The organism is Pseudomonas sp. PvP001, from assembly GCF_040546375.1.
GTDB classification, from domain to species: Bacteria; Pseudomonadota; Gammaproteobacteria; order Pseudomonadales; family Pseudomonadaceae; genus Aquipseudomonas; species Aquipseudomonas coleopterorum.
Map to the genome: position 1 here is coordinate 2675430 of NZ_JBEPNQ010000001.1, position 22014 is coordinate 2697443.

General features: G+C 63.2%; 14 protein-coding genes and 3 pseudogenes. 8 read left to right on the forward strand and 9 right to left on the reverse strand.

Annotated elements, in window-relative coordinates; translation table 11 throughout:
• The first annotated feature begins 63 nt into the window (after positions 1-63).
• Complete coding sequence (locus ABMD26_RS12170; protein ID WP_049860349.1) at positions 64-612, forward strand: cupin domain-containing protein; 549 nt, start codon at positions 64-66, stop codon at positions 610-612.
• 11 nt (positions 613-623) lie between these two features.
• A complete protein-coding gene (locus ABMD26_RS12175; protein ID WP_354309739.1) occupies positions 624-2555 on the forward strand; it encodes an acetyl-CoA hydrolase/transferase C-terminal domain-containing protein in 1932 nt (643 codons plus the stop codon).
• A gap of 154 nt (positions 2556-2709) precedes the next feature.
• On the opposite strand, the gene ABMD26_RS12180 is transcribed toward ABMD26_RS12175, so the two are convergent.
• Complete coding sequence (locus tag ABMD26_RS12180; RefSeq protein ID WP_049860346.1) at positions 2710-3282, reverse strand: xanthine phosphoribosyltransferase; 573 nt, start codon at positions 3280-3282, stop codon at positions 2710-2712.
• A gap of 58 nt (positions 3283-3340) precedes the next feature.
• Positions 3341-5350, reverse strand: a complete 2010-nt coding sequence (rep, locus tag ABMD26_RS12185; RefSeq protein WP_049860345.1) for a DNA helicase Rep — start codon at positions 5348-5350, stop codon at positions 3341-3343.
• Positions 5351-5564: 214 nt separating this feature from the next.
• Between rep and ABMD26_RS12190 the strand changes: the two genes are divergently transcribed.
• Positions 5565-7235 carry a putative bifunctional diguanylate cyclase/phosphodiesterase gene (locus tag ABMD26_RS12190; protein ID WP_354309742.1) on the forward strand — a complete coding sequence of 557 codons (1671 nt, stop codon included), beginning with the start codon at positions 5565-5567 and terminating at the stop codon, positions 7233-7235.
• Here the strand turns inward: ABMD26_RS12190 and ABMD26_RS12195 are convergent.
• Entirely contained in the window at positions 7216-8595 is a 1380-nt protein-coding gene (locus tag ABMD26_RS12195) for a NorM family multidrug efflux MATE transporter (protein ID WP_354309744.1), read from the reverse strand. The genes ABMD26_RS12190 and ABMD26_RS12195 overlap by 20 nt on opposite strands.
• Before the next feature lie 355 nt (positions 8596-8950).
• On the opposite strand from ABMD26_RS12195, the pseudogene ABMD26_RS22240 reads away from it, so the two are divergent.
• Both ABMD26_RS22240 and ABMD26_RS22245 read left to right on the forward strand, forming a co-directional pair.
• Positions 8951-9934 (forward strand): annotated as a pseudogene (locus ABMD26_RS22240) (Cache 3/Cache 2 fusion domain-containing protein); the annotation flags it as partial.
• A 132-nt stretch (positions 9935-10066) separates the two neighbouring features.
• The gene (locus tag ABMD26_RS22245) at positions 10067-10804 is read left to right on the forward strand and encodes a methyl-accepting chemotaxis protein (protein ID WP_420875749.1); all 738 of its coding nucleotides are present in this window, start codon (positions 10067-10069) and stop codon (positions 10802-10804) included.
• A gap of 8 nt (positions 10805-10812) precedes the next feature.
• Here the strand turns inward: ABMD26_RS22245 and hglS are convergent, their stop codons facing one another.
• Positions 10813-12186, reverse strand: coding sequence for a 2-oxoadipate dioxygenase/decarboxylase HglS (hglS, locus tag ABMD26_RS12205; protein WP_354309748.1), 1374 nt, complete (start codon positions 12184-12186; stop codon positions 10813-10815).
• 121 nt (positions 12187-12307) lie between these two features.
• A complete protein-coding gene (locus ABMD26_RS12210; protein WP_354309750.1) occupies positions 12308-13195 on the reverse strand; it encodes a LysR substrate-binding domain-containing protein in 888 nt (295 codons plus the stop codon).
• A 131-nt stretch (positions 13196-13326) separates the two neighbouring features.
• Between ABMD26_RS12210 and amaB the strand changes: the two genes are divergently transcribed.
• Together amaB and amaA are read left to right on the forward strand one after the other, a co-directional pair.
• Positions 13327-14817: an L-piperidine-6-carboxylate dehydrogenase gene (gene amaB, locus ABMD26_RS12215; RefSeq protein WP_122742992.1), complete on the forward strand. Its 1491-nt coding sequence runs from the start codon at positions 13327-13329 to the stop codon at positions 14815-14817.
• 158 nt (positions 14818-14975) lie between these two features.
• Positions 14976-16262 carry an L-pipecolate oxidase gene (gene amaA, locus ABMD26_RS12220; RefSeq protein WP_354309752.1) on the forward strand — a complete coding sequence of 429 codons (1287 nt, stop codon included), beginning with the start codon at positions 14976-14978 and terminating at the stop codon, positions 16260-16262.
• A 293-nt stretch (positions 16263-16555) separates the two neighbouring features.
• On the opposite strand, the pseudogene ABMD26_RS12225 reads toward amaA, so the two are convergent.
• The 4 genes and pseudogenes from ABMD26_RS12225 to ABMD26_RS12240 form a co-directional block, all read right to left on the reverse strand.
• Positions 16556-18050, reverse strand: a pseudogene (locus tag ABMD26_RS12225) (YifB family Mg chelatase-like AAA ATPase).
• A gap of 283 nt (positions 18051-18333) precedes the next feature.
• On the reverse strand, positions 18334-19833 hold the full coding sequence (locus ABMD26_RS12230; RefSeq protein ID WP_134722050.1) for a Fic family protein: 1500 nt from the start codon (positions 19831-19833) through the stop codon (positions 18334-18336).
• A gap of 140 nt (positions 19834-19973) precedes the next feature.
• Positions 19974-20891, reverse strand: coding sequence for a LysR family transcriptional regulator (locus ABMD26_RS12235; RefSeq protein ID WP_122742988.1), 918 nt, complete (start codon positions 20889-20891; stop codon positions 19974-19976).
• A gap of 99 nt (positions 20892-20990) precedes the next feature.
• Positions 20991-21252: pseudogene (locus tag ABMD26_RS12240) on the reverse strand (accessory factor UbiK family protein).
• 414 nt (positions 21253-21666) lie between these two features.
• Here ABMD26_RS12240 and glnK point away from each other — a divergent pair.
• On the forward strand, positions 21667-22005 hold the full coding sequence (glnK, locus tag ABMD26_RS12245) for a P-II family nitrogen regulator (RefSeq protein ID WP_002555808.1): 339 nt from the start codon (positions 21667-21669) through the stop codon (positions 22003-22005).
• Positions 22006-22014: the final 9 nt, after the last annotated feature.

A 22014-nucleotide genomic window follows, 5' to 3' on the forward strand; every position in this document is an offset into this window, starting at 1 on the left:
CCGAACGCTGTTGCCATGATACCGGCCATCATGAACTGCACAGCATTCCAGGAGGCTTTCGCATTGGACGTCGGCGAACGACTGCAAGCCATTCGCAAACTCAAGGGTTTGTCCCAGCGTGAACTCGCCAAACGGGCGGGCGTCACCAACAGCACCATTTCCATGATCGAGAAGAACAGCGTCAGCCCCTCGATCAGCTCGCTGCGCAAGGTGCTGGGCGGGATTCCGATGTCCATGGTGGAGTTCTTTTCCGAAGAGCTGCAGGCCGAGCGGCCAACTCAGGTGGTCTACAAGGCCAACGAGCTGATCGATATCTCCGACGGCGCGGTGACCATGAAACTGGTCGGCAAGGCCCACCCCAGCCGGGCCATCGCCTTTCTCAGCGAGGTCTATCCGCCGGGTGCCGACACGGGCATGGAAATGCTCATGCACGAGGGCGAGGAGACCGGCATCCTGGTGGAAGGGCGCCTGGAGCTGGTGGTCGGTCAGGACACCTACGTGCTCGAAGAGGGCGACAGCTACTACTTCGAAAGCAGCAAGCCGCATCGCTTCCGCAACCCGTTCGATACGCCCGCCCGCTTGATCAGCGCCGCCACGCCGGCGAATTTCTAAGGAGCCTGCGCATGGTCCACCGATGTTCCATCGAAGCGGCCGTGGACCAGGTGCTGCAGCGTTTGCCCACGCATATCCACATGGGCATGCCGCTGGGCCTGGGCAAGCCCAACCGCTTCGTCAACGCGCTGTATGCCCGAATCAAGAGCCTGCCCGAACGACGCCTGACGATCTACACCGCACTGGTGCTGGGCCGCCCGCCCTTGGGCGACGGCCTGCAGAAGCGCTTGCTCGAACCCTTCGTCGAGCGCGTGTTCGGCGATTACCCCGAGTTCGACTTTCTCGCCGACCTGCGCCGTGACGAGCTGCCCTCCAACGTCAGCGTGCAACAGTTCTTCATGCAGCCGGGCAGCCTGCTGGGCAGCACGACGGCGCAGCAAAGCTACATCAGCAGCAATTACAGCCACGCCGCGCGCGACATCAATGCCAAGGGGCTGAATCTGGTGGCGCAACTGGTCGGCCAGCACCCCGAAAATGCCGAACGTCTGAGCCTGAGCTGCAATCCGGACATCACCCTGGACCTGCTGCCGATGATCGAAAAGCGTCGTGCGGCCGGCGAGACCATTCTGATTCTGGGCCAGGTCCACGAAGCGCTGCCGTTCATGCCCGGCAGCGCCGAAATCGACAGCCAGGCGTTCGACCTGCTGATCGACGGTGCCGAACAGTCGACGCTGTTTTCCACGCCGAACATGCCGGTCGGTGTGCAGGATCATTTCATCGGTCTGCATGCCAGCACACTGGTGCGCGACGGCGGTACGCTGCAGATCGGCATTGGGGCGATGGGCGATGCGCTGAGCGCCGTCTTGCTTGCGCGTCAGGCCGACAATGCCGGCTACCGGGCGTTGCTCGATGAACTCGACCTGTCGCCCTGGCAGGCGTTGATCCAGGCAGAAGGCGGCGTCGAGCCCTTCGCTGCCGGCCTGTATGGCTGCAGCGAGATGTTCGTCAACGGCCTGCTGGCCCTCGCCGAAGCGGGGGTGATACGCCGCAAGGTCTACCCGGACGTGGCACGCCAGGCCGCGGCAAACGCCGGTGTGCTGCACGCCGATGAGGACCAGGACGGGGTGGTGGTACACGGCGGTTTCTTTCTCGGGCCGAACAGTTTCTACGAGCGCCTTCGCCAGATGCCTGCGGCAAGCCTGGCCCGCTTCGACATGACCGCGATCAGCTACATCAACGAGCTGTATGGCGACGAGCAACTGAAGCGCCTGCAACGACGCGATGCGCGGTTCATCAATACCGTGTTCACGGCTACGGTGATGGGCGCGGCCGTGTCGGACCAGCTCGAAGACGGGCGGGTCATCAGCGGCGTGGGCGGGCAGTACAATTTCGTCGTCCAGGGGCACGCCCTGGAGGGCGCACGTTCGGTGCTGATTCTGCGCAGCTGGCGTGAGTCGGCAGGCGTCATCAGCTCCAACGTGCTTTGGGACTACGGTCACTGCACGATTCCGCGGCACCTGCGCGACATTGTCGTGACCGAGTACGGCATTGCCCAGTTGCGCGGGCGCACCGATGCCGAGGTGATTGAGGCGATGATCAACATCAGCGATTCGCGCTTCCAGCCCAGCCTGATCGACGAGGCCCAGCGCGCCGGCAAGTTGAGCAAGGATTTCGTGCTCGATCCGCGCTTTGCCGACAACACCAGCGAGCGTTTGCAGGGCATTCGCGAACGGCATGCGTCGCTGTTTCCTGAGTATCCACTGGGGTGCGATTTCACCGACGAGGAAAAGGACCTGCTGCGCGCGCTGAACTGGCTCAAGAGCAAGTTCAAGCTCAGCGAGATGCTCGAGCTGGGCAAGGCGGCGCTGGAGGCACCCGAGGCCAGCCGCTACCCCCTGCACCTGCAGCGCATGGGGCTGGACCAGCCGCAGGGGTTGCGCGAGGAACTCTACCAGCGCCTGGTACTGGCTGCCCTGCAGGAGACCGAAAACCCGGCGCGCTAGGCGCTACACCGCGTGGCTTCCTTCGCGGCCGATGACCGCTCCTACGGCGAGCATCATCGGTCTGCGTAGAAGCGACCCATGACCGCTTGGCTGGCATCATCGGCCTGCGTAGGAGCGGTCATCGGCCGCGAATGGCTGGATGCGGTGGGTCAGGTCACTCCACGAAGGTCACGACGCCATTGGCCAGCGACTGTACCCGCGCCAGGGATTCCACGCGATAGCCTTGCGCGTCGAGTTCGGCGCGGCCGCCCTGGAAGGACTTCTCGATGACGATACCCAGTCCGGCCAGTTTGGCGCCGGCCTGGTTGATGATCGAAATCAGCGCCTGCGACGCCTTGCCGTTGGCCAGGAAATCGTCGATCACCAGCACGGTGTCGTTGCTGTTCAAATGCCGTGGCGAAATGGCCACCGTGCTTTCCGTCTGCTTGGTGAACGAATACACCGAGGCCACCAGCAGGTTTTCCGTCAGCGTCAGCGACTGGTGCTTGCGCGCGAAGATCACCGGCACGCCCAGGCGCAGACCGGCCATTACCGCCGGGGCGATGCCCGAAGCTTCGATGGTGACGATCTTGGTGATCCCGGCATCGGCGAACCGGCGGGCGAATTCGTCGCCGATCTGCTGCATCAAGAGCGGATCGATCTGGTGGTTGAGAAAGGCATCGACCTTCAATACCTGATCGGAAAGCACGATGCCTTCTTCGCGAATCTTTTTGTGCAGAGCTTCCACGGTGGTTCCTCGATGTACCAATGTGCGCAGGCCGGCTGTGGCCCGGGCAGGGTTGAATTCAGCGTTTGAGCATGGCGCGTATATCGGCCAATGCGGTGTTGCCGCGCACGGCTTTGACTTCCGTGGGCGTGTCGTCGTTACCTTCCCAGGCCAGGTCGTCGGGCGGCAGTTCATCGAGAAAGCGGCTGGGTGCGCAATCGATGATCTCGCCGTACTGCTTGCGCTTGGCGGCGAAGGTGAAGGCCAGGGTCTGCCGCGCGCGCGTGATGCCCACGTAGGCCAGGCGGCGTTCTTCCTCGATGGTGTCGGCTTCGATGCTGGAGCGGTGCGGCAGGATTTCCTCTTCCATGCCCATGATGAACACGTAGGGGAATTCCAGGCCCTTGGACGCATGCAGGGTCATCATCTGCACGCCCTCGGCGCCGTCCTCTTCTTCCTGCTGCCGTTCGAGCATGTCGCGCAGCACCAGCTTGCCGATCGCTTCCTCGACCGTCATGGCGCCGTCTTCGTCCTTTTCCAGGGTGTTCTTCAAGGCCTCGACCAGGAACCACACGTTGCTCATGCGGTAGTCGGCGGCCTTTTCACTGGAACTGTTGGTGCGCAGCCACTGCTCGTAATCGATGTCCATGACCATGCTGCGCAGCGCCCCGATCGGGTCTTCGCCGGCGCACTGTTCGCGGACCTTGTCCATGTAGCGCTTGAAGCGGCTCAGGCGATCGGTGAAGCGCGCGTCCAGATGCTCGCCCAGGCCGATCTCGTCGGTGGCCGCGTACATCGAGATCTTGCGCTCGGTGGCATAGTTGCCGAGCTTTTCCAGGGTCGTGGAGCCGATTTCCCGGCGTGGCACGTTAATCACGCGCAGGAAGGCGTTGTCGTCGTCCGGGTTCACGATGAGGCGGAAGTAGGCCATCAGGTCCTTCACTTCCTGGCGCCCGAAGAAGCTGTTGCCGCCACTGAGCCGATAGGGGATCTGGTGATGCTGCAACTTCAGCTCGATGAGCTTGGCCTGGTAGTTGCCCCGATAGAGGATGGCGAAATCGCTGTAGGGCCGGTCGGTGCGCAGGTGCAGGCTGAGAATCTCGACGGCCACGCGCTCGGCTTCGGCATCCTCGTTGCGGCAGCGGATCACGCGGATTTCATCGCCGTGCCCCATCTCGCTCCACAGCTGCTTCTCGAAGGCGTGCGGGTTGTTCGAAATGAGTACGTTGGCACAGCGCAGGATGCGGCTGGTGGAGCGGTAGTTCTGCTCCAGCATGACCACTTTCAGCGACGGGTAGTCGTCCTTGAGCAGCATCAGGTTTTCCGGGCGCGCGCCACGCCAGGCATAGATGGACTGGTCGTCGTCGCCGACCACGGTGAACTGGTTGCGCGTACCGATCAGCAGCTTCACCAGCAGGTACTGGCTGGCGTTGGTGTCCTGGTACTCGTCCACCAGCAGGTAACGGACCTTGTTCTGCCACTTCTCGAGGATGTCCGGATGTTCCTGGAACAGCTTCACCGGCAGCAGGATGAGGTCGTCGAAGTCCACCGCATTGAACGCGCGCAAGGTGCGCTGGTAATGGCTGTAGACGATGGCTGCGGTCTGTTCCTTGGGGTTGCGCGCCTGCTCCAGGGCCTGGGGCGGCAGTATCAGGTCGTTCTTCCAGGCGCCGATCATGTTCTTGATCTCGTCGACGCCGTCCTCGCCCGAGTACTCTTTTTGCATGATGTCGGTCATCAACGCTTTCACGTCGGCTTCGTCGAAGATCGAGAAGCCCGGCTTGAAGCCCAGCCGCGCGTGTTCCTTGCGGATGACGTTGAGGCCCAGGTTGTGGAAGGTCGACACGGTCAGGCCCCGCCCTTCGCCGCTGCGCAGCAGGGTGCCGACGCGCTCCTTCATCTCGCGCGCAGCCTTGTTGGTGAAGGTCATGGCGACGATGTACTGGGCACGAATGCCGCAGTTCTGGATCAGGTGGGCGATCTTGCGGGTGATCACGCTGGTCTTGCCGGAACCTGCACCGGCGAGCACCAAAAGAGGGCCGCCGACGTAGTTCACGGCTTCTTGCTGCCGGGGATTGAGTCGGGACATGACGGGAGTCACTGACGAAATGGCCGCGCATTTTAGCACCGCTGGTGCAACTGTGCCGCGACCGCAGATCCATTAAAATTTGCCGGTTTGTCGACTTTGCAGCAGGATGTGGTTACACGTTGACACGTACTTTGGATTGGGTCTGGCCCGAGCTGTTGCCGAGGCCGTTTTTAAGCGCTATCGAATGACTGTGAAACTGTCCCAAGGAGCTCGTTTGTCTACGCCTGTCGAACCCGCGCGGCTGTTGCTGCTGGCCCAGGATCGCACCTGGGCCACGTCGTTGCGCGAGTGCCTGGCGGCCCTTGGCGATGTGGCCACGTTGATCGAAGCGTCCTCCTGGGACGCGGTGGCCGGGCAGTTCGACAATCAGCCCGGCACTCTGTTGCTGGCGACCCCCGAGCGGCTGCCGGCACCCGGGCGCTGCGCGCTGCCGGTGGTGCTGCTGCTCACCGAGGAGCCTACGCAACCGCCGCCCGGCGCCAGCGACTGGCTGGTGCTGGGCGAGCTCAACAGCGATACGTTGCGCCGCTGCCTGCGCCATGCGCGCGAGCGCGGCGTGCTGCAGGACACCCTGCAACGCCTGGCCGAACAGGATCCCTTGACCGGCATCGCCAACCGTCCCGGTTTCCAGACCCTGCTCACCGCCCGCTTGGCCGAACAGGAAGGCCGTGGCGTTGCCCTGGGCCATCTGGACATGGACAACTTCCGTCATGCCAACGATGCGCTGGGACACCAGGCCGGCGATCGGCTGATCCTGCAGGTGGTGGCGCGTCTGAAGAAGCAGCTGGAGGCGGGTGATCAGGTGGCCCGCCTGGGCAGCGACGAGTTCGCCCTGCTGCTCGACACCCGCCGCGACCCGTCACGGGCCGAGCGCCTGGCGGCCAACATCATCGAAGCCATGGCCGAACCCTATTACGTCGACGGCGAGAGCCTGCTGATCGGCTGCAGCCTGGGCATCGCCCATGCCCGCGCGGGCGCCGGTGCCGATCCACTGATGTGGCATGCGCACATTGCCATGCAGCAGGCCAAAAGCACCCAGGGCTGCAGCTACCATCTGTTCAACGAACGCATCAACCGCCATGCGCGCAGCCTGGCCGACCTCGAAAGCGAGCTGCGCCGCGCCCTGCGGCGTGACGAGCTGGAACTGCACTACCAGCCACGGCTGGACCTGAGCGGCAATACCATCGTCGGTCTCGAGGCCCTGGTGCGCTGGCGGCATCGCGAACGTGGCGTGCTCGCACCCGGCGAGTTCGTGCCGCTGGCCGAGCAAAGCGGGTTGATCGTGCCGATGGGCTACTGGGTTATCGCACGGGCCCTGCGCGACATGCAGACCCTGCGCGAAAGCGGCTTCGAACCCTTGCACATGGCGATCAACCTGTCGTTCCGGCAGTTTCAGGACAGCCAGTTGCTCAGCACCCTGGGACGATTGATCGCCGAGCGCGGCATCGATGCCGGCTGGCTGGAGTTCGAACTCACCGAAACCGCGGTCATGCGCCGCAACGATCTGGTCAAGCAGACCATGGACGCGCTGGGCCGTCTGGGTGTGCGCTTTTCCCTCGACGATTTCGGCACCGGCTTCTCTTCGTTCGTCCACCTCAGCAGCCTGCCGATCGCCTTGCTCAAGATCGACAAGAGCTTCGTCAGCGGCATGGAGCAACGTCCTGAAAACAGCAAGCTGGTGCACGCCATGATCAACCTGGCGCACAACCTGGACCTGAACGTCGTGGCCGAGGGTGTCGAGACGCCCGAGCAGTTGGCGTTGCTGCGCGATTTCGGCTGCGACCAGGTGCAGGGCTATCTGATCAGTCAGCCCTTGCCCCTGGAGCAGCTGCAGGCATTCCTGCGTTTCGGCCAGGCTCAGGCCGTCAGGTCGCCAGCGCCGTAGGCGTGGCCAGCCGACGCAATCGGCGCATGCGCCACTCGAACGCCAGGGTCAGGGTAACGGCCGAGCACAGCAGACCCAGCGCCAACCCCCACCAGACGCCCACCGCGCCGAGTTGGAAATGGAACGCCAGGCTCCAGGCTGCGGGCGCACCGATCGCCCAGTAGCAGAACAGCCCGACCAGAAAGGTGGTCTTGGCGTCCTTGAGGCCACGAATGGCCCCCATGGCGATGGTCTGGATACCGTCGAACATCTCGAACCAGGCCGCCACGGCCAGCAGACTGATGGCCAGCTCGATGACGCCGCGGAAGGCCGGATCGGAGCGGTCCAGAAACACCCCGACCAAAGGCCCCGGCGCGAGCCAGAACAGCAGGGCGAAGCCCAGCATCACCACGGCGCCGAGGCTGATGCCGACCCGCCCGGCCAGGCGCGCGGCCAGCAGGTGCCCGGCGCCGTAGTGCTGGCCGATGCGCATGGTCACCGCATAGGACATGCCCGCCGGCACCATGAAGGCCACTGAAATGATCTGCAGGGCGATCTGGTGCGCAGCCAGCGGCGTGGTGCCCATGGTACCGATGCACAGCGCGGCGAAGGCGAACAGGCCGACCTCCACGGCATAGGTGCCGCCGATCGGCAGGCCCAGGCGCCACAACTCGCGCAGGGCGTTCAGGTTTAGCCGGGCCAGCCCCTTGAGCAGCGGGTAGGGCGCATAGGCACGGTGAAAGCGAATGTACAGAGCCAGGGCAATCGCCATCAGGGTGCTGATGATCGCCGTGACCATGCCGATGCCCACCAGACCGAGCTTGGGCAGGCCGAACATGCCTTCGATAAACGCATGGTTGAGCAGGTAGTTGGCCACTGTGGCGATGATGCTGATGACCATCACCGGCGTGGCGCGACCCAGCGCGGCGGTAAAACCGCGCAGCGCCATGAAGCTCAGGTTGCCCGGCAAGGCGAACGGCAAGAGCAAGAGGAACTGGGTAGCGAAGGCGACGTTGGCCGGGGTCTGCCCGAGCATGGACAACACCGGCCCCAGGTTCCACAGCAGCACGGCCGCCACGGCCGCCATGGCCCAGGCCAGCCACAGCCCGGCCTGGGTCAGGCGGGCCACGCCTTGCTGATCGTCGGCACCCTTGCGGATCGACACCAGGGTACCGACCGCAGCGATCACGCCGATGCAGAAGATCGACACGAAGGAATAGCTGGCCGCCCCCAGGCCGCCGCCGGCCAACGCCTCGGGGCTCAGGCGTGCCATCATCAAGGTATCGGTCAGGACCATCAGCATGTGTGCCAATTGCGAGGCGATCAGCGGCCCCGCCAGCCGAAGCAGGGCTCGAAGTTCGATACGGATGGAGGCGTGCATGATGAAGCTCGGTCGGCGGGGAGATGGGACGCTGGATTCTCGGCCTTGTGGCAGCGCAACGCAAATGTACGTGCGCCGGCCTTGCCGCAGTATCGTGCTCAAGTATTCGTTCGGATCGCCGATGTAGCAGTACCAATAAGATCAAGGATGACAGGTGCTCGACAAGTCTGGACCATCCCTGGCACTGCCGTCCGCACACGATTCTCAGGAGCTTCACATGTCGCAACCTCGCGCTCGTATCGCCACGCAACTGGGCATCGCCCTGGCCGTGATTCTCGCGATCGTCATCACCGGTAGCACGGCCTTCGCCTTGCGCTCACTGGACATCGCCAACCTGGCCATCCGCGAGCAGCACATGGCCAGCGAGGCGAGGTTGCTGGCCGACCAGCTCAGCACGTTTCACAGCACGTTGCGCGACAGTACCCAGCGCTTGAGCGGGCTGTTCGAGAAGCGCTTCTCTGGTGGTCTGAGCGTGGACACAGGCACGCAGGTCACCGTGGGCAACCAGCAGACGCCAAGCCTGCGCCTGGGCAGCCAGACGCTGAACAACGATTTCACGGAAGTCGACGACTTCAAGCAGCTCACCGCGGGCGTTGCCACGGTCTTCGTGCGCAGCGGCAGCGAATTCGTGCGCATCAGCACCTCGCTGACCAAGCAGGACGGCAGCCGCGCCATCGGCACCGTGCTCGACCATGCCCATCCTGCCTACAAGCGCTTGCTCGACGGCCAGAATTACATCGGTCGCGCGGTTCTGTTCGAACGCTCCTACATGACTCAATACACCCCGGTGCGCGATGGCTCGGGCCAGGTGATTGCAGTGCTCTTCGTCGGTTTCGACTACACCGATGCGCAGAATACCCAGTTCGCCAACCTGCAACGCTTCCGCATCGGCGAGACCGGCTCCCTGGCCCTGCTCGACGAGCAGAACCGCTGGCTGGTGCCGCCGGCCAACGTCAACGACTCGGACGCCGCAGCCAAGACCCTGGCCGATCTGGCGCTTCTGGATGGCAAGGGTCGGCTGTGGAACGACGGCAAGCAGGACATCTTCTCCGAAGCGGTGACGTTCACGGGGGGACCCTGGAGTGTGGTGGCGAGCATGCCCAAGGCAGAAATCAATGCCGTGACCTGGAACGTCGGCACTCAACTGGCGATCGGCAGCCTGCTGGCGATGCTGATCGCGGTGGGTGCAGCGATCTGGCTGTTGCGCAGCAAGCTGCGGCCGCTGGGGGAACTGGTGCGCCAGGCCGAAGCGCTGGGTGCGGGCGATCTGGATGCCCGTCTGAAGGTGTCCAGCCACGACGAGATCGGCCAGCTGGCCAGCAGTTTCAACCACATGGGTGAAGCCCTGTCGAACATGGTGGTGCACATTCGCAACGCCGCCCATGAAGTCAGCGGTCGCGCGCAAACGTTGTCGAGCCTGTCGGCGGGCGCCTATGAAGGCATGGAGCACCAGTCCGGCGAGATTTCCAGCATGGCCGGCGCGGTCGAGGAATTCAGTGCGACGTCCCTGGACATCGCCGACAACATGGGCCACACCCAGCGTCTGGCTCAGGACAATGCCCAGCAGACCCGCATCGGCCGCGCCTCGATGGACGAGGCATCCAATTCGCTGGAACAGATTGCCGGCGCGCTGAACAGCACCGCTGGGGTCATCAACACCCTGGGGCAGCGCTCGCAGGAAATCGGCGGCATCGTCGGGGTGATCACCTCGATTGCCGAGCAGACCAACCTGCTGGCCCTCAACGCCGCGATCGAAGCCGCCCGTGCCGGCGAGCAGGGCCGTGGCTTCGCCGTGGTCGCCGACGAGGTGCGTAGCCTGGCCTCGCGCACGCGCCAGGCCACCGATGAAATCTCCGGCATGATCGGTAGCATCCAGAAGGAAACCGCCAACGCCATCAGCACCATGGACCAGGGCAACGTGCTGATGCGCGAAGGCCTGACCCGCAACGCCAAGGTCGCCCAGGCGCTCGCCCAGATCGATGAGCAGAGTCGGTCGGCGGGGCATCAGTTCGATGCGATCAGCACCGCGACCCAGGAGCAGAGCAGCACGGCCACCATGCTCAGCAGCAACCTGCAGAGCATTGCCATGACCAATGGCGAGCAGCGCGAGGTGGTCTCCAACCTGGCGCAGACCGCTCGCGAGCTCGAAGGGCTGGCGGCGGAACTGCGTCAGGAAGTCAATCGCTTCCGGGTGGGCGGCGCCCGCTAGCGGCAAGATCAGCCTAGCGAGGGGAGGCCCAGTGCGCGAGCGCAGTCGTCCAGCGACCGCTGCTGGGTCTGGGCGTACAGCGCGAGCTCATCGAGCACCGCGCGCCCCAAGGCCTGATGAAACGCCTCCTGGCTCGACCCCAGACCGTATTCGGCCTGGGCATCGTCGCCCAGGTTGGACTGAAAAATGCCGGCGGCGCTGACTGGCAGGAAGTCTTCGTACACCAACGGCTCGCAGCGGATGGCACCATTGTTCAGCAGCCCCTGCAGTGTTGTTTCGCCCGCACTCGGCTGGCCGCTGACGAAGTAGCGGAAGAACGCCAGGTCCTGCTCGCGCATCTGCGTCAGGTCATCGGGAAACTCAACGAACTGCTCACCCAGAAGGTGCATGTAGTCCGAGGCGTTGGTCTCGCTGGGAAACCCGGCCAGTGCGGTGCGCGAAGCGTTCAGCAGGCGGTCGTACAGTTCGCGTCCCTTGGGCGTCAGTGCCGCGCCGCGTTGCTCGATCTCGCCGAAGCGCGCGGTGTGGCTGCCTTCGGCGCCAGCCGTTGGGTCGGTGAACGCGACTTTTTCCTGCAGCGCCTTGAAGCTGGTCTGACGCAGCAGAATGGCATGACGACGTGGTGGCGGTCCTTCGATGACGGCCTTGGGCGTGATCCCGCGCGCCGGCATCAGCGCCTGCACCGTGTCGATGTCCAGCGTACGCGGCGTCAGGTGATTGATGTGCGGCCCCTTGAAGGCCACCACGTCAGCGATCAGGCGATGGGCGTCGTGCAGGCTTTGATACTGGGCTGCGGTCACCGTGGCGTCGTGGTGCCAGCGGAAGGTTTCCAGTGCCTGCTCGACGAAGGCGTCGGAGCTGGCCTGATCGAGGCCGCCATCGCGCTCGAAGCGCTCGATCAACGCCAGGCACGGCTGGGTGAAGATCTGCCGCTGTTCCAACAGTTGCCGGGCCTGTTCGCGTAGCGCCGCGTCTTCGATCAGCTCCAGGCGCAGCAGCGAGGTGAACACGCGAAAGGGGCTCACTTGCAGTGACTGTTCGTGGACCGCCCGAAAGGCCGTCGAGTGCACCGGTACACCGGCCGACGTCAGGTCGTAGTAACCCACCGGCTGCATGCCCATGACCGCGAAAAGACGGGCGATGGTCGCCAGTTCAGCAGCGGTGCCGACCCGAATCGCGCCATGGCGCTCGGCATCCAGGCGCTCGATCTCGCCGGTACGGGCCAGGGATCGGGCCAGCTCCGGCTGTTGCTCGAGGCACTGACGATTGACCTCGCCGACCAGGCTCATCAAGTCGCCGTACAACGGCACTTCTTTCTTGTACATCTCGGACATGGCGCGGGAAAACGCGGCACGGGTCTGGTCGGGACTGACGAAGGGCATGGCGGACTCCAGGCGCAAAGGGCTGGGAGTATGAAAGCGGGGAATGACCTGAACGATCAAGCGAAAAAAAGTGCGGGGGTCATTCCTGCAAGTCGGCATTGGCTCTGATCCGCTTGGGTTGTCAGGACGGGATCTGCTCGAGGATCCAGTCGACCAGCGCACGCACTTTTGGGGCTTCCGCCGCATGCTCGGCAAACGCCACGAAATGCGCGCCCTGGCTGCTCATGGTGTGCGGCCAGGGCATGACCAGATCGCCGTTGGCCAGGTGGTTCTCCACCAGATAACGCGGCACCAGCGCCACGCCACAGCCGGCAAGCGCTGCGCTCAGGCACATGTAGAAGGTATCGAAACGGGGACCGTGATAACTGTTCTGGGCGCTCAGGCCCTGTTCCAGAAACCACTCGTGCCACGCTTCGGGCCGCGACGTGCATTGCATCAGCACCTGCTCGGCCAGTTGCTCGGCGTTGCTCAACGGCTGTTCCAGCAGGTCGGGCGCACACACCGGTACCACCTGATCGTCGAACAACTCGATGCAGGTCGCCCCGGGCCAGGTGCCCTGGCCGAAGAAGAAACCCACGTCCGCCTTGGCCTGCAGCAACGCGAACGGCTCCAGCTCGTTGCGGATGTCCAGATGAATATTGGGGTGCGCCTTGCCGAAACCCTTGAGCTTGGGAATCAGCCAACCCACACCGAAGCTGGGCTGGGTGGCTACGGTCAGCACTTCGGTTTCATCGCCGTAGGACAGGATGTAGCGGCTGGAAATGTCCACCTGGGTGAGGATCTTGTTCACCTCGGCCAGATACAGCGAGCCCGCCGGGGTCAGTTGCAGACGTCGGCGAATGCGCAGGAACAGGTGATGGCGCAACATGTCTTCGAGCTGTGCGACCTGCTTGCTGACCGCACTCTGGGTCAGGTGCAGTTCTTCCGCCGCGCGGGTGAAGCTCAGGTGGCGGGCGGCCGCTTCGAAACACTGCAGGGCCGTCATCGAAGGAACAAGGCGTTTTGACATGAAGGCATCGGCTCAAGGTCATGAGGTGAGGGAATGATATATGGAATATTGCTCCGTTGTGGTGGTCTGGCCCGCGGATTAATACTGATCTCAATTCGTTCTTATCGTTAAAGCCTTGTGAGGAGAAAACAATGGTCGATGGCCTGCTCGAAAGCCTGGGTGTTGCGGCGAGTGCATTCAAGGATGGCAACCATCCCGTGCATACCCCGATCGATGGCAGCCAGATCGCCTCGGTGAGCCTGGAATCCAAGGCGCAGGTCGTCGACAAGATCGCTCTGGGGCACGAGGCGTTCCTGGCCTGGCGCACCGTGCCGGCACCGCGTCGCGGCGAGCTGGTGCGCCTGTTCGGTGAAGTCCTGCGCGCCCACAAGGCTCAGCTCGGCGAGCTGGTGTCGATCGAAGCCGGCAAGATCACTCAGGAAGGCCTGGGTGAAGTGCAGGAAATGATCGACATCTGCGATTTCGCCGTCGGCCTGTCCCGTCAACTGTACGGTCTGACCATCGCCTCCGAGCGCCCTGGCCACCACATGCGTGAAACCTGGCAGCCGCTGGGCGTGGTGGGCGTCATCAGCGCGTTCAACTTCCCGGTGGCGGTGTGGGCGTGGAACACCGCCCTGGCCCTGGTGGCCGGTGACTCGGTGATCTGGAAACCGTCGGAAAAGACCCCGCTGACCGCGCTGGCCTGCCAGGCACTGTTCGACAAGGCCCTGCAACAGTTCGGCGATGCACCCAAAGGCCTGGCCCAACTGATCATCGGTGATCGCGAAGCCGGCGAAGCTCTGGTCGACGACCCACGCGTCGCGCTGGTCAGTGCCACCGGCAGCACCCGCATGGGCCGCGAAGTCGGCCCACGCGTCGCCGCGCGCTTCGGCCGCAGCATCCTCGAACTGGGCGGCAACAACGCCATGATCCTGGCCCCCAGCGCCGACCTCGACCTGGCCGTGCGCGGCATCCTGTTCAGTGCCGTGGGCACCGCAGGCCAGCGCTGCACCACATTGCGCCGGGTGATCGTGCACAGCTCGATCAAGGACGAAGTGCTCGCTCGGGTCAAGGCGGCTTACGCCAAGGTGCGTATTGGCGATCCGCGCAAGGACAACCTGGTCGGCCCGCTGATCGACAAGCCATCCTTCGACGCCATGCAGGGTGCTCTGGCCAAGGCGCGTGACGAGGGTGGCGAAGTGTTCGGTGGCGAGCGTCAGTTGGCCGATCAATACCCGAACGCCTACTACGTGGCCCCGGCCATCGTCGAAATGCCGGGGCAATCGGACGTGGTGCGCCACGAAACCTTCGCGCCGATCCTGTATGTCTTGAGCTACGAAGACTTCGACGAGGCCCTGCGCCTGAACAACGAAGTGCCCCAGGGCCTGTCCTCGTGCATCTTCACCACCGACCTGCGCGAAGCCGAGCGTTTCCAGAGCGCGGCCGGCAGCGACTGTGGCATCGCCAACGTCAACATCGGCACCAGTGGTGCGGAAATCGGCGGCGCTTTCGGTGGCGAGAAGGAAACCGGTGGCGGTCGCGAATCCGGTTCCGATGCCTGGAAAGCCTACATGCGCCGCCAGACCAACACCGTCAACTACTCGCGCGAGCTGCCGCTGGCCCAGGGCATCGTGTTTGATTGATTGATGGTTGAGTGATGTGGTGGCGGGGCTGGCGCTATTGCGGGTGGAACCCGCTCCCACAGGGATCTTTGCTGCAATGGATATCCCTGTGGGAGCGGGCTCTGCCCGCGATGACGACGGCGCGGTCCGAACCCGATTTCCCTGGCTTGGAATGAGTCATGAGCGAACTACGGCAACAATGTCTTTGGGAACACATCACCGCCAGGCCCCCTCACACGGCAGCTCTGGCCAGTGCGGTAAAGGCGGATGTCTGCGTGATCGGCGGCGGTATCACCGGGTTGTGCGCGGCCATCGAATTACTGGAGCAGGGCAAGCGCGTGGTGCTGCTCGATGCCAGTGAAATCGGCACCGGCGGCTCGGGGCGCAACGTCGGGCTGGTCAACGCCGGCACCTGGATCCCGCCCGACGAAGTCGAGCAGACCCTGGGCAGTGCCGTGGGCGGCCGCCTCAACACCGTGCTCGGCGGTGCACCGGCCGAAGTCTTCGCGCTGATCGAACGCTATGGCATCGACTGCCAGGCCCACAACGACGGCACCTTGCACATGGCCCACAACGCCAATGGCGTGGCCGACCTGAAATCGCGCTGCGAGCAATGGCAGCGGCGGGGCGCCGACGTGGAGCTTCTCACCGGAGCGCAATGCGTCGACTACTGCGGCACCGAAAAGATCGAGGCGGCCCTGCTCGACCGCCGCGCCGGCACCATCAATCCCATGGCCTACACCCGTGGCCTGGGCGCGGCGGTTCAGTGTCTGGGCGGGCAGGTGTTCCAGCACTCGCCGGTACTGGGTCTGGAACAACAAGCCGGGGGCTGGCTGGTGAAGACCGCCAACGGCGAAGTCAACGCCGACAAAGTGCTGATTTCCACCGGTGCCTACACCGAAGGCGACTGGTGCAACCTGCGCGGCCAATTCTTCCGCGGCTACTACTATCAGGTCGCTTCCAAGCCCCTGCATTCGGCAGCCGCCGATGCCGTGCTCAAGCATGGCCAAGGTTCCTGGGATACCCGACTGGTGCTGAGCAGCATCCGCCGCGATGACGACGGCCGTCTGTTGCTCGGCAGCATGGGCCGCGTGGACAACAAACCCGCCTGGTTCATCCGCCGCTGGGCCGACCGCATCCAGACCCATTACTTCCCGCAACTGGGCAAGGTCGACTGGGAGATGCACTGGACTGGCTGCATCGACTTTACCCCCGACCACCTGATGCGCCTGTTCGAACCCGCTCCAGGGCTGGTGTCGGTGACCGGCTACAACGGCCGCGGCAACACCACCGGCACCGTCGTGGGCAAAGCCTTGGCGCAGTTTTTGTTGCATGGCCAGGCCGACAAGCTGCCCCTGCCGTTCTGCGCGGACAAACCGGTGTCGGCAGCTGGTTTGCGTACCGGCGTCTACGAAACCGGCTTCTCCCTCTACCATGCCGGCCAGGTCCTGCGCGTCGTTCTGTAACCCCAAGCCCCGCAGGGCCTGACCGCGTCCCGACAGATACACCGCACCCACCGCCGACGCGGCTCGCGCCGCTGCTACAGGGGTATCCCAATCCTCCACCGACGTGGTGAGCCACGAACACCGCATCCATGGCCGACGCGGTGACGCACGAACACCGTGTCCATGGCCGACGCGGTAATGCATGAATGCCCGATCCCCTGTAGCAGCGGTGCAAGCCGCGTCGGCGGTATCCCCGATGGGCCTGCTGAAACGCAATCATGCTTCTCGCTACACTGCACATCCCCCGTCACGGCTCACTGCGCCGAAGGCCGATACTGCAACGCTTCCGCAACATGCGCCCGCTCGATATCTTTCGCCTGCTCGAGATCCGCCAAGGTGCGGGCCACCTTCAACAATCGATGCGCTGCGCGCAGCGACAGCGTCAACCGCTCACACGCGGTTTCCAACCAGCGCTCGTCCTCGGACGACAACCTGCAATGCTTGCGCAACCCCGGCAGATCGAGAAACGCATTGGCACAACCCTGACGCCGATTCTGCAACTCACGCGCCTCGGCCACCTTGGTGGCAGCACTGGCTGTGTTTTCACCCGCCTGTGGCTCATGACTCAGGGCCGTCGCCTCCCGCGCCACCGTGAGATGCAGATCGATCCGATCCAGCAACGGCCCGGACAGCTTGTTGCGGTACCGCTGGATCTGATCGCTGCCGCACTGGCATTTACCGCTGGGGTCACCCAGATACCCACAGGGGCACGGATTCATCGCCGCCACCAATTGGAACCGCGCAGGAAAACGAATCTTGTCCCGCGCCCGCGCAATTCACGATCTCGCCGCTCTCCAAGGGTTCGCGCAAGACCTCCAGCACCTTCCTGTCGAACTCCGGCAATTCATCGAGAAACAGCACGCCATGGTGCGCCAGGGTGATTTCCCCTGGCTGCGGCCGACTACCGCCGCCCACCAGCGCCGCACCCGATGCCGAATGATGGGGATGCCGAAAGGGCCGCTGCGGCCAGTTCTTCAGCGGCACATGGCTGGCTACCGACTGAATGGCCGCTACCTCCAGCGCTTCGCGCTCGTCCAGCGGCGGCAGCAATCCGGGCAATCGACTGGCGAGCAAGGTCTTGCCTGTTCCCGGTGGGCCACTGAACAACAGATTGTGCGCGCCAGCGGCGGCCACCAGCAACGCGCGCTTGGCCGCGACCTGACCCTGTACTTCGCTCAAGTCCGGATAAGGCTTGCTCACCAGCAGCAGCCCATTGGCATTGAAGGGGCTGATCGGGTTGCGCCCGTTGAAGTGACTGACCAACTGCATCAAATCGTCCGCAGCGATCACCGTCAGGTTCGAGGCCAGCGCCGCCTCTTCGGCGTTATCCCTGGGCACGATCAGCGTGCGTCCCGCGTCGCGAGCGGCAAGGGCAGCGGGCAACACCCCCTGCACCGGCCGCACGGCACCCGAAAGCGCCAGCTCGCCCAGACATTCCACATTATCCAGGGTGATCGCCGGAATCTGCCCACTGCCCGCCAGGATGCCCAGCGCAATGGCCAGATCGAACCGCCCACCGTCTTTCGGAAGATCCGCCGGCGCCAGGTTCAACGTGATCCGCCGCGCCGGAAACTCAAGCCCCGAATTGAGGATCGCGCTGCGCACCCGATCCTTGCTCTCCTTGACCGATGCCTCCGGCAACCCCACCAGAGTCAGCGCCGGCAGCCCATTGGCCAGATGCGCCTCGACCGTGACCGCAGGCGCACCCACACCCACCTGAGCCCGGCTGTGAACGATAGCGAGAGACATGCGTGCTCCATGCGTTGAAAGATGAACCGCTTCCTGCGGTGGTGGTGCGAGGGTAGTGGATGAGGGCGGGTATGCCAGTGGGGAAATGATTCACGGTGCTACGGAAGAAAGCAGTATGTGATCTCTCGCGAGGATCTGGTCACCTGGGCCATATTGGCCATCGCGGGCAATCTGAGCCCGTCGCCATGGATAGCTGATAGCCCATCGGAATGGCGCGGCTGAGATAGGTATGGCTGTGCACAAGGGATCTGCCATCCGCCATTCAACCGCCCTGGTCGCTGGACTATTGGCCGTCGGGCTCGGCGTAGGCTTCTGCAAGAAGGGCCTGAGCATGAACTTCGAGGAAATCAAAAACCTCCTCTTGGATATACCCGTTGTATTGCTTGCGCCGGCCTTTTGATACGACCCCGTTCTGGTCTAAACACTGCATAATCAGCTTACTCAACAGACTGCCGCGCACGTCATAGTTGTCATTAACCACCTTGAACAGCGTGTCGTACCGTTGCAGATACTCGGTTTCTTCCCTCAGCTCGACTTCCAGCGCACGCCTGGCCATTTCCAGCGTAAAGGCCACGCATTCAGTCGCATCCCAGTAGCGGTATAGGCTCGGGTCGCCCGTGAAGTTCAGCGCCATGTTGTCGGCATCGATCCAACTAACGTCCCAGAATTGCCTTGCAGGTTTCGAGAAACTTTGGAGCGCTTCAAGATAGCGTTGCTCCTCTCGTTTCATCGCCACAGATACAGGAAGTAACAAACCGTTCTCCAGCGCGCCGCTGCAGCACAATGCCTGGTGTATCAGGAAGCGTGACAGTCGCCCATTCCCATCCATGAAGGGATGCAAGAACACGAATCCGAATGAAGCAATGCCGGCGGCCACCAGCGGGTCGAGCTCCAAGGGTGCGCGGTTTGCGAACGCCATGAGTTCGAACATCAGTTCCCGGCAAAGGTCTGGAGGAGGGGGAATATAGGTGATCCCCGCCGCCCCTCGAAAGGAGTTGGTCAGGTGGTTTTGTTCGTGGCGGAACGCCACCGCCCATTCGAGCGGTTGGGAAATTGCACTGTTTTGCAGACAGACCAAGTAGTCTTCGGTGAGCGGCTGGCGGTTATGTGCCTGGCGCAGCAACTGAACAAAACGCTCTGACTTTTGCTCGCTGGGTGCTTCCTTTTCAATCGCAAATGAAGAATCTGTTTCGCTCAGGTACGCCCAGTTTATGGCGCGATCCATCATTTCCTTGGGCAAGGAAGCAATGAACTCTTTCGAACGTCCAAGAATGTCGTATTCAAGCAAAGCCTGGACCTCAGGCGTGCGTTCAACCGTCACGCAATATTGGAGCGTTCCTAGCCCATTGAAGTCCACGCGCCAGCGGCTGTTTCGCACTGACGGACCCGTGATGTAACGCTCTGGATCAAACAACATGACGCCGGGGCCACGGGGCTTTTCCGTGTAGTCCAATAAACGGTTTGAATAGGCTTCCCAGAGGAAGCAGACTTTGCGCAGATAACCGCTGCTGGGAGATTGGTCTATGGCCTCGACAAGAAGTCGGCCCTCGATGCGAGGTACAGCCTGCGCCAAAATAGACAGGTTGACGCCCTCATGTTTGAGGGCAAAGATGATGTGGGCGAGAAAATCCCCAGCCTCCGGTGCAACCGCCTGTGGCACTGCAAGTGCGCCATTGATCCGCTCAATACGGGTGATAGGTTGAACGAGCGCAGGCTTCCTTACCCCGATAGCCTTCAGGCCCATCGCATCGATCAAATGGGCGTAACCCACCAGATTTCCCATTTTGCCCCCTGTCTTCGGTCAGATTTTCTTAACGCAGCCAAGATTTTTTTAAAATATGCGCCAATCGCTCAGAAAATCTTAACCGGAAATGGCTCGCCTTCACTAAAAAGCAACAAGCCAAACCAACGCATCCCCAATCCCTACACCACCCCACCCCGATCCCCCATGAACGCCTCCAACCGTGACCTCAACCACCGCTCCGCGGGATCGGTATCGGTGATGCTCAACCACACCATCGACAGATCCAGAGTGGGCGCATCGAACGGCAGCGGTTCGTCGAACAGATTGCCATGGGCGGCCATGGCGGTTGCGGCGTAGTCGGGCAGGCCAGCGAGCAGGTCGGTGCCGGCGAGCAGGGCGGGGAGGGAGCTGAATTGGGGCACCGACAGTACCACCTGGCGTGTGCGACCTATTTCGTGCAGCCACTCGTCCGCAATGCCGCTGGTGTGCGCGGTAGGCGACACCAGCACGTGGGGGCGCGAGCAGTATTCGTCCAGGGTCAGCGGCGTGGCGGACTTGTCGGCGCGCAGTACGCGCGGGCGCATGCGGCGCAGCAGTTTGCGCTTGGCGTTGGCCGGCAGGCCGCGGGTCTGGCTGATGCCCACGGTGATGTCGCCGGAAGCGAGCAGGTCGGGGATGCGCCAGTAATCCACATGCTGCACCACGATCACCACCTTTGGCGCCTCGGTGCGCAAGGCGCGCAGCACTTGCGGCAGCAGGCCGAACTCGACGTCGTCGGAGAGCCCGATGCGGAAGGTCATGGTGCTTACGGTCGGGTCGAAATCGTGGGTCAGGCTCAGCGCGACGGACATGGCGTCCAGCGCGGGCGAGAGGTGCCGGATGATTTCCTCGGCGCGCGCGGTGGGCTCCATGCGATGGCCGATGCGGATGAACAAAGGGTCGTTGAACAGGGCGCGCAGCCGGTTCAGCGCCGAGCTGACGGTGGGCTGGCCGAGGAACAGCTTTTCCGCGACGCGGGTGACGTTGCGCTCGAGCATGAGCGCTTCGAACACCACCATCAGGTTGATATCGGCCTTGCGCAGCTCGTTGCGGTTCATCGAAGCACGTCCCTGCCGTTCAATAACATGTTCAATGGCAATGCCTGGGAGTGACGCAAAGCGGTGCAGTCGCCCCAGCGACGTGCTGCACCCCTGATGTCAGTCGGCCTTGGGTGCAGCTTTGGCTTCCATCTCGGCGACTTTGGCTTCCAGGCTCTCCAATCGCGCACGGGTACGCGCCAGGACAGACCATCTGGCTGTCGAATTCTTCGCGGCTGACCAGGTCCAGCTTGCTGAAACCGGACTGCAGCAAGGCCTTGAACTGGCTTTCGAGTTCGGCGCGCGGCTGCGCGGTGTCGCCGCTGAGCAGGCGGGATGCGTGGTCGCTCAGGGCGTCGAGAAAAGCTTTGGGCGCGAGCATGGAAAATATCCTGAGGCAGAGTGGGTTGCAGTGTATCACGCAGCCCCATGCTGAAAAGCAGGCCGGCCGCGCACGGTTTTCGAGCACGAGCGTGCCCATGGCTGCACCCTTGTTGTGCACCTGCCGGCGCGACCTGCCGGCGGAGTTGCACAAAAGCCGGGCAGGGCGGCGAAATCACGCGGTTTGCGTGACATGGCAAGCTTTCTGCTTAGAGCCAAGTGACCCAGGCACTGATGGACTCGCCGTGACGAGAGCAGTGCTGAGCTTCGCAGGATGTGTTTCGTCAGGAGCAGTTTATCTGGTGTCGGTCCGGGGCTGCGGGGTCGACGATGCGTTACAAAGCCAGGCACTGCGCTTAGACTTGATCCGGGTTTGTTTTCCTGGGGCAAGTCCACCAATTCGGGAGAGAGTTTCATGAAGCTAGTCACTGCCATCATCAAGCCATTCAAGCTGGACGACGTCCGCGAGTCGTTGTCGGAAATCGGCGTGCAGGGCATCACCGTAACCGAAGTCAAGGGTTTCGGTCGGCAGAAAGGCCACACCGAGCTGTATCGCGGCGCGGAGTACGTGGTCGACTTCCTGCCCAAGGTCAAGATCGACGTTGCCATCGACGACAAGGATCTGGATCGCGTCATCGAAGCCATCACCAAGGCCGCCAACACCGGCAAGATCGGCGACGGCAAGATTTTCGTGGTCAATCTGGAACAGGCGATTCGCATCCGTACCGGCGAAACCGATACCGACGCAATCTAAAAAAAAGCC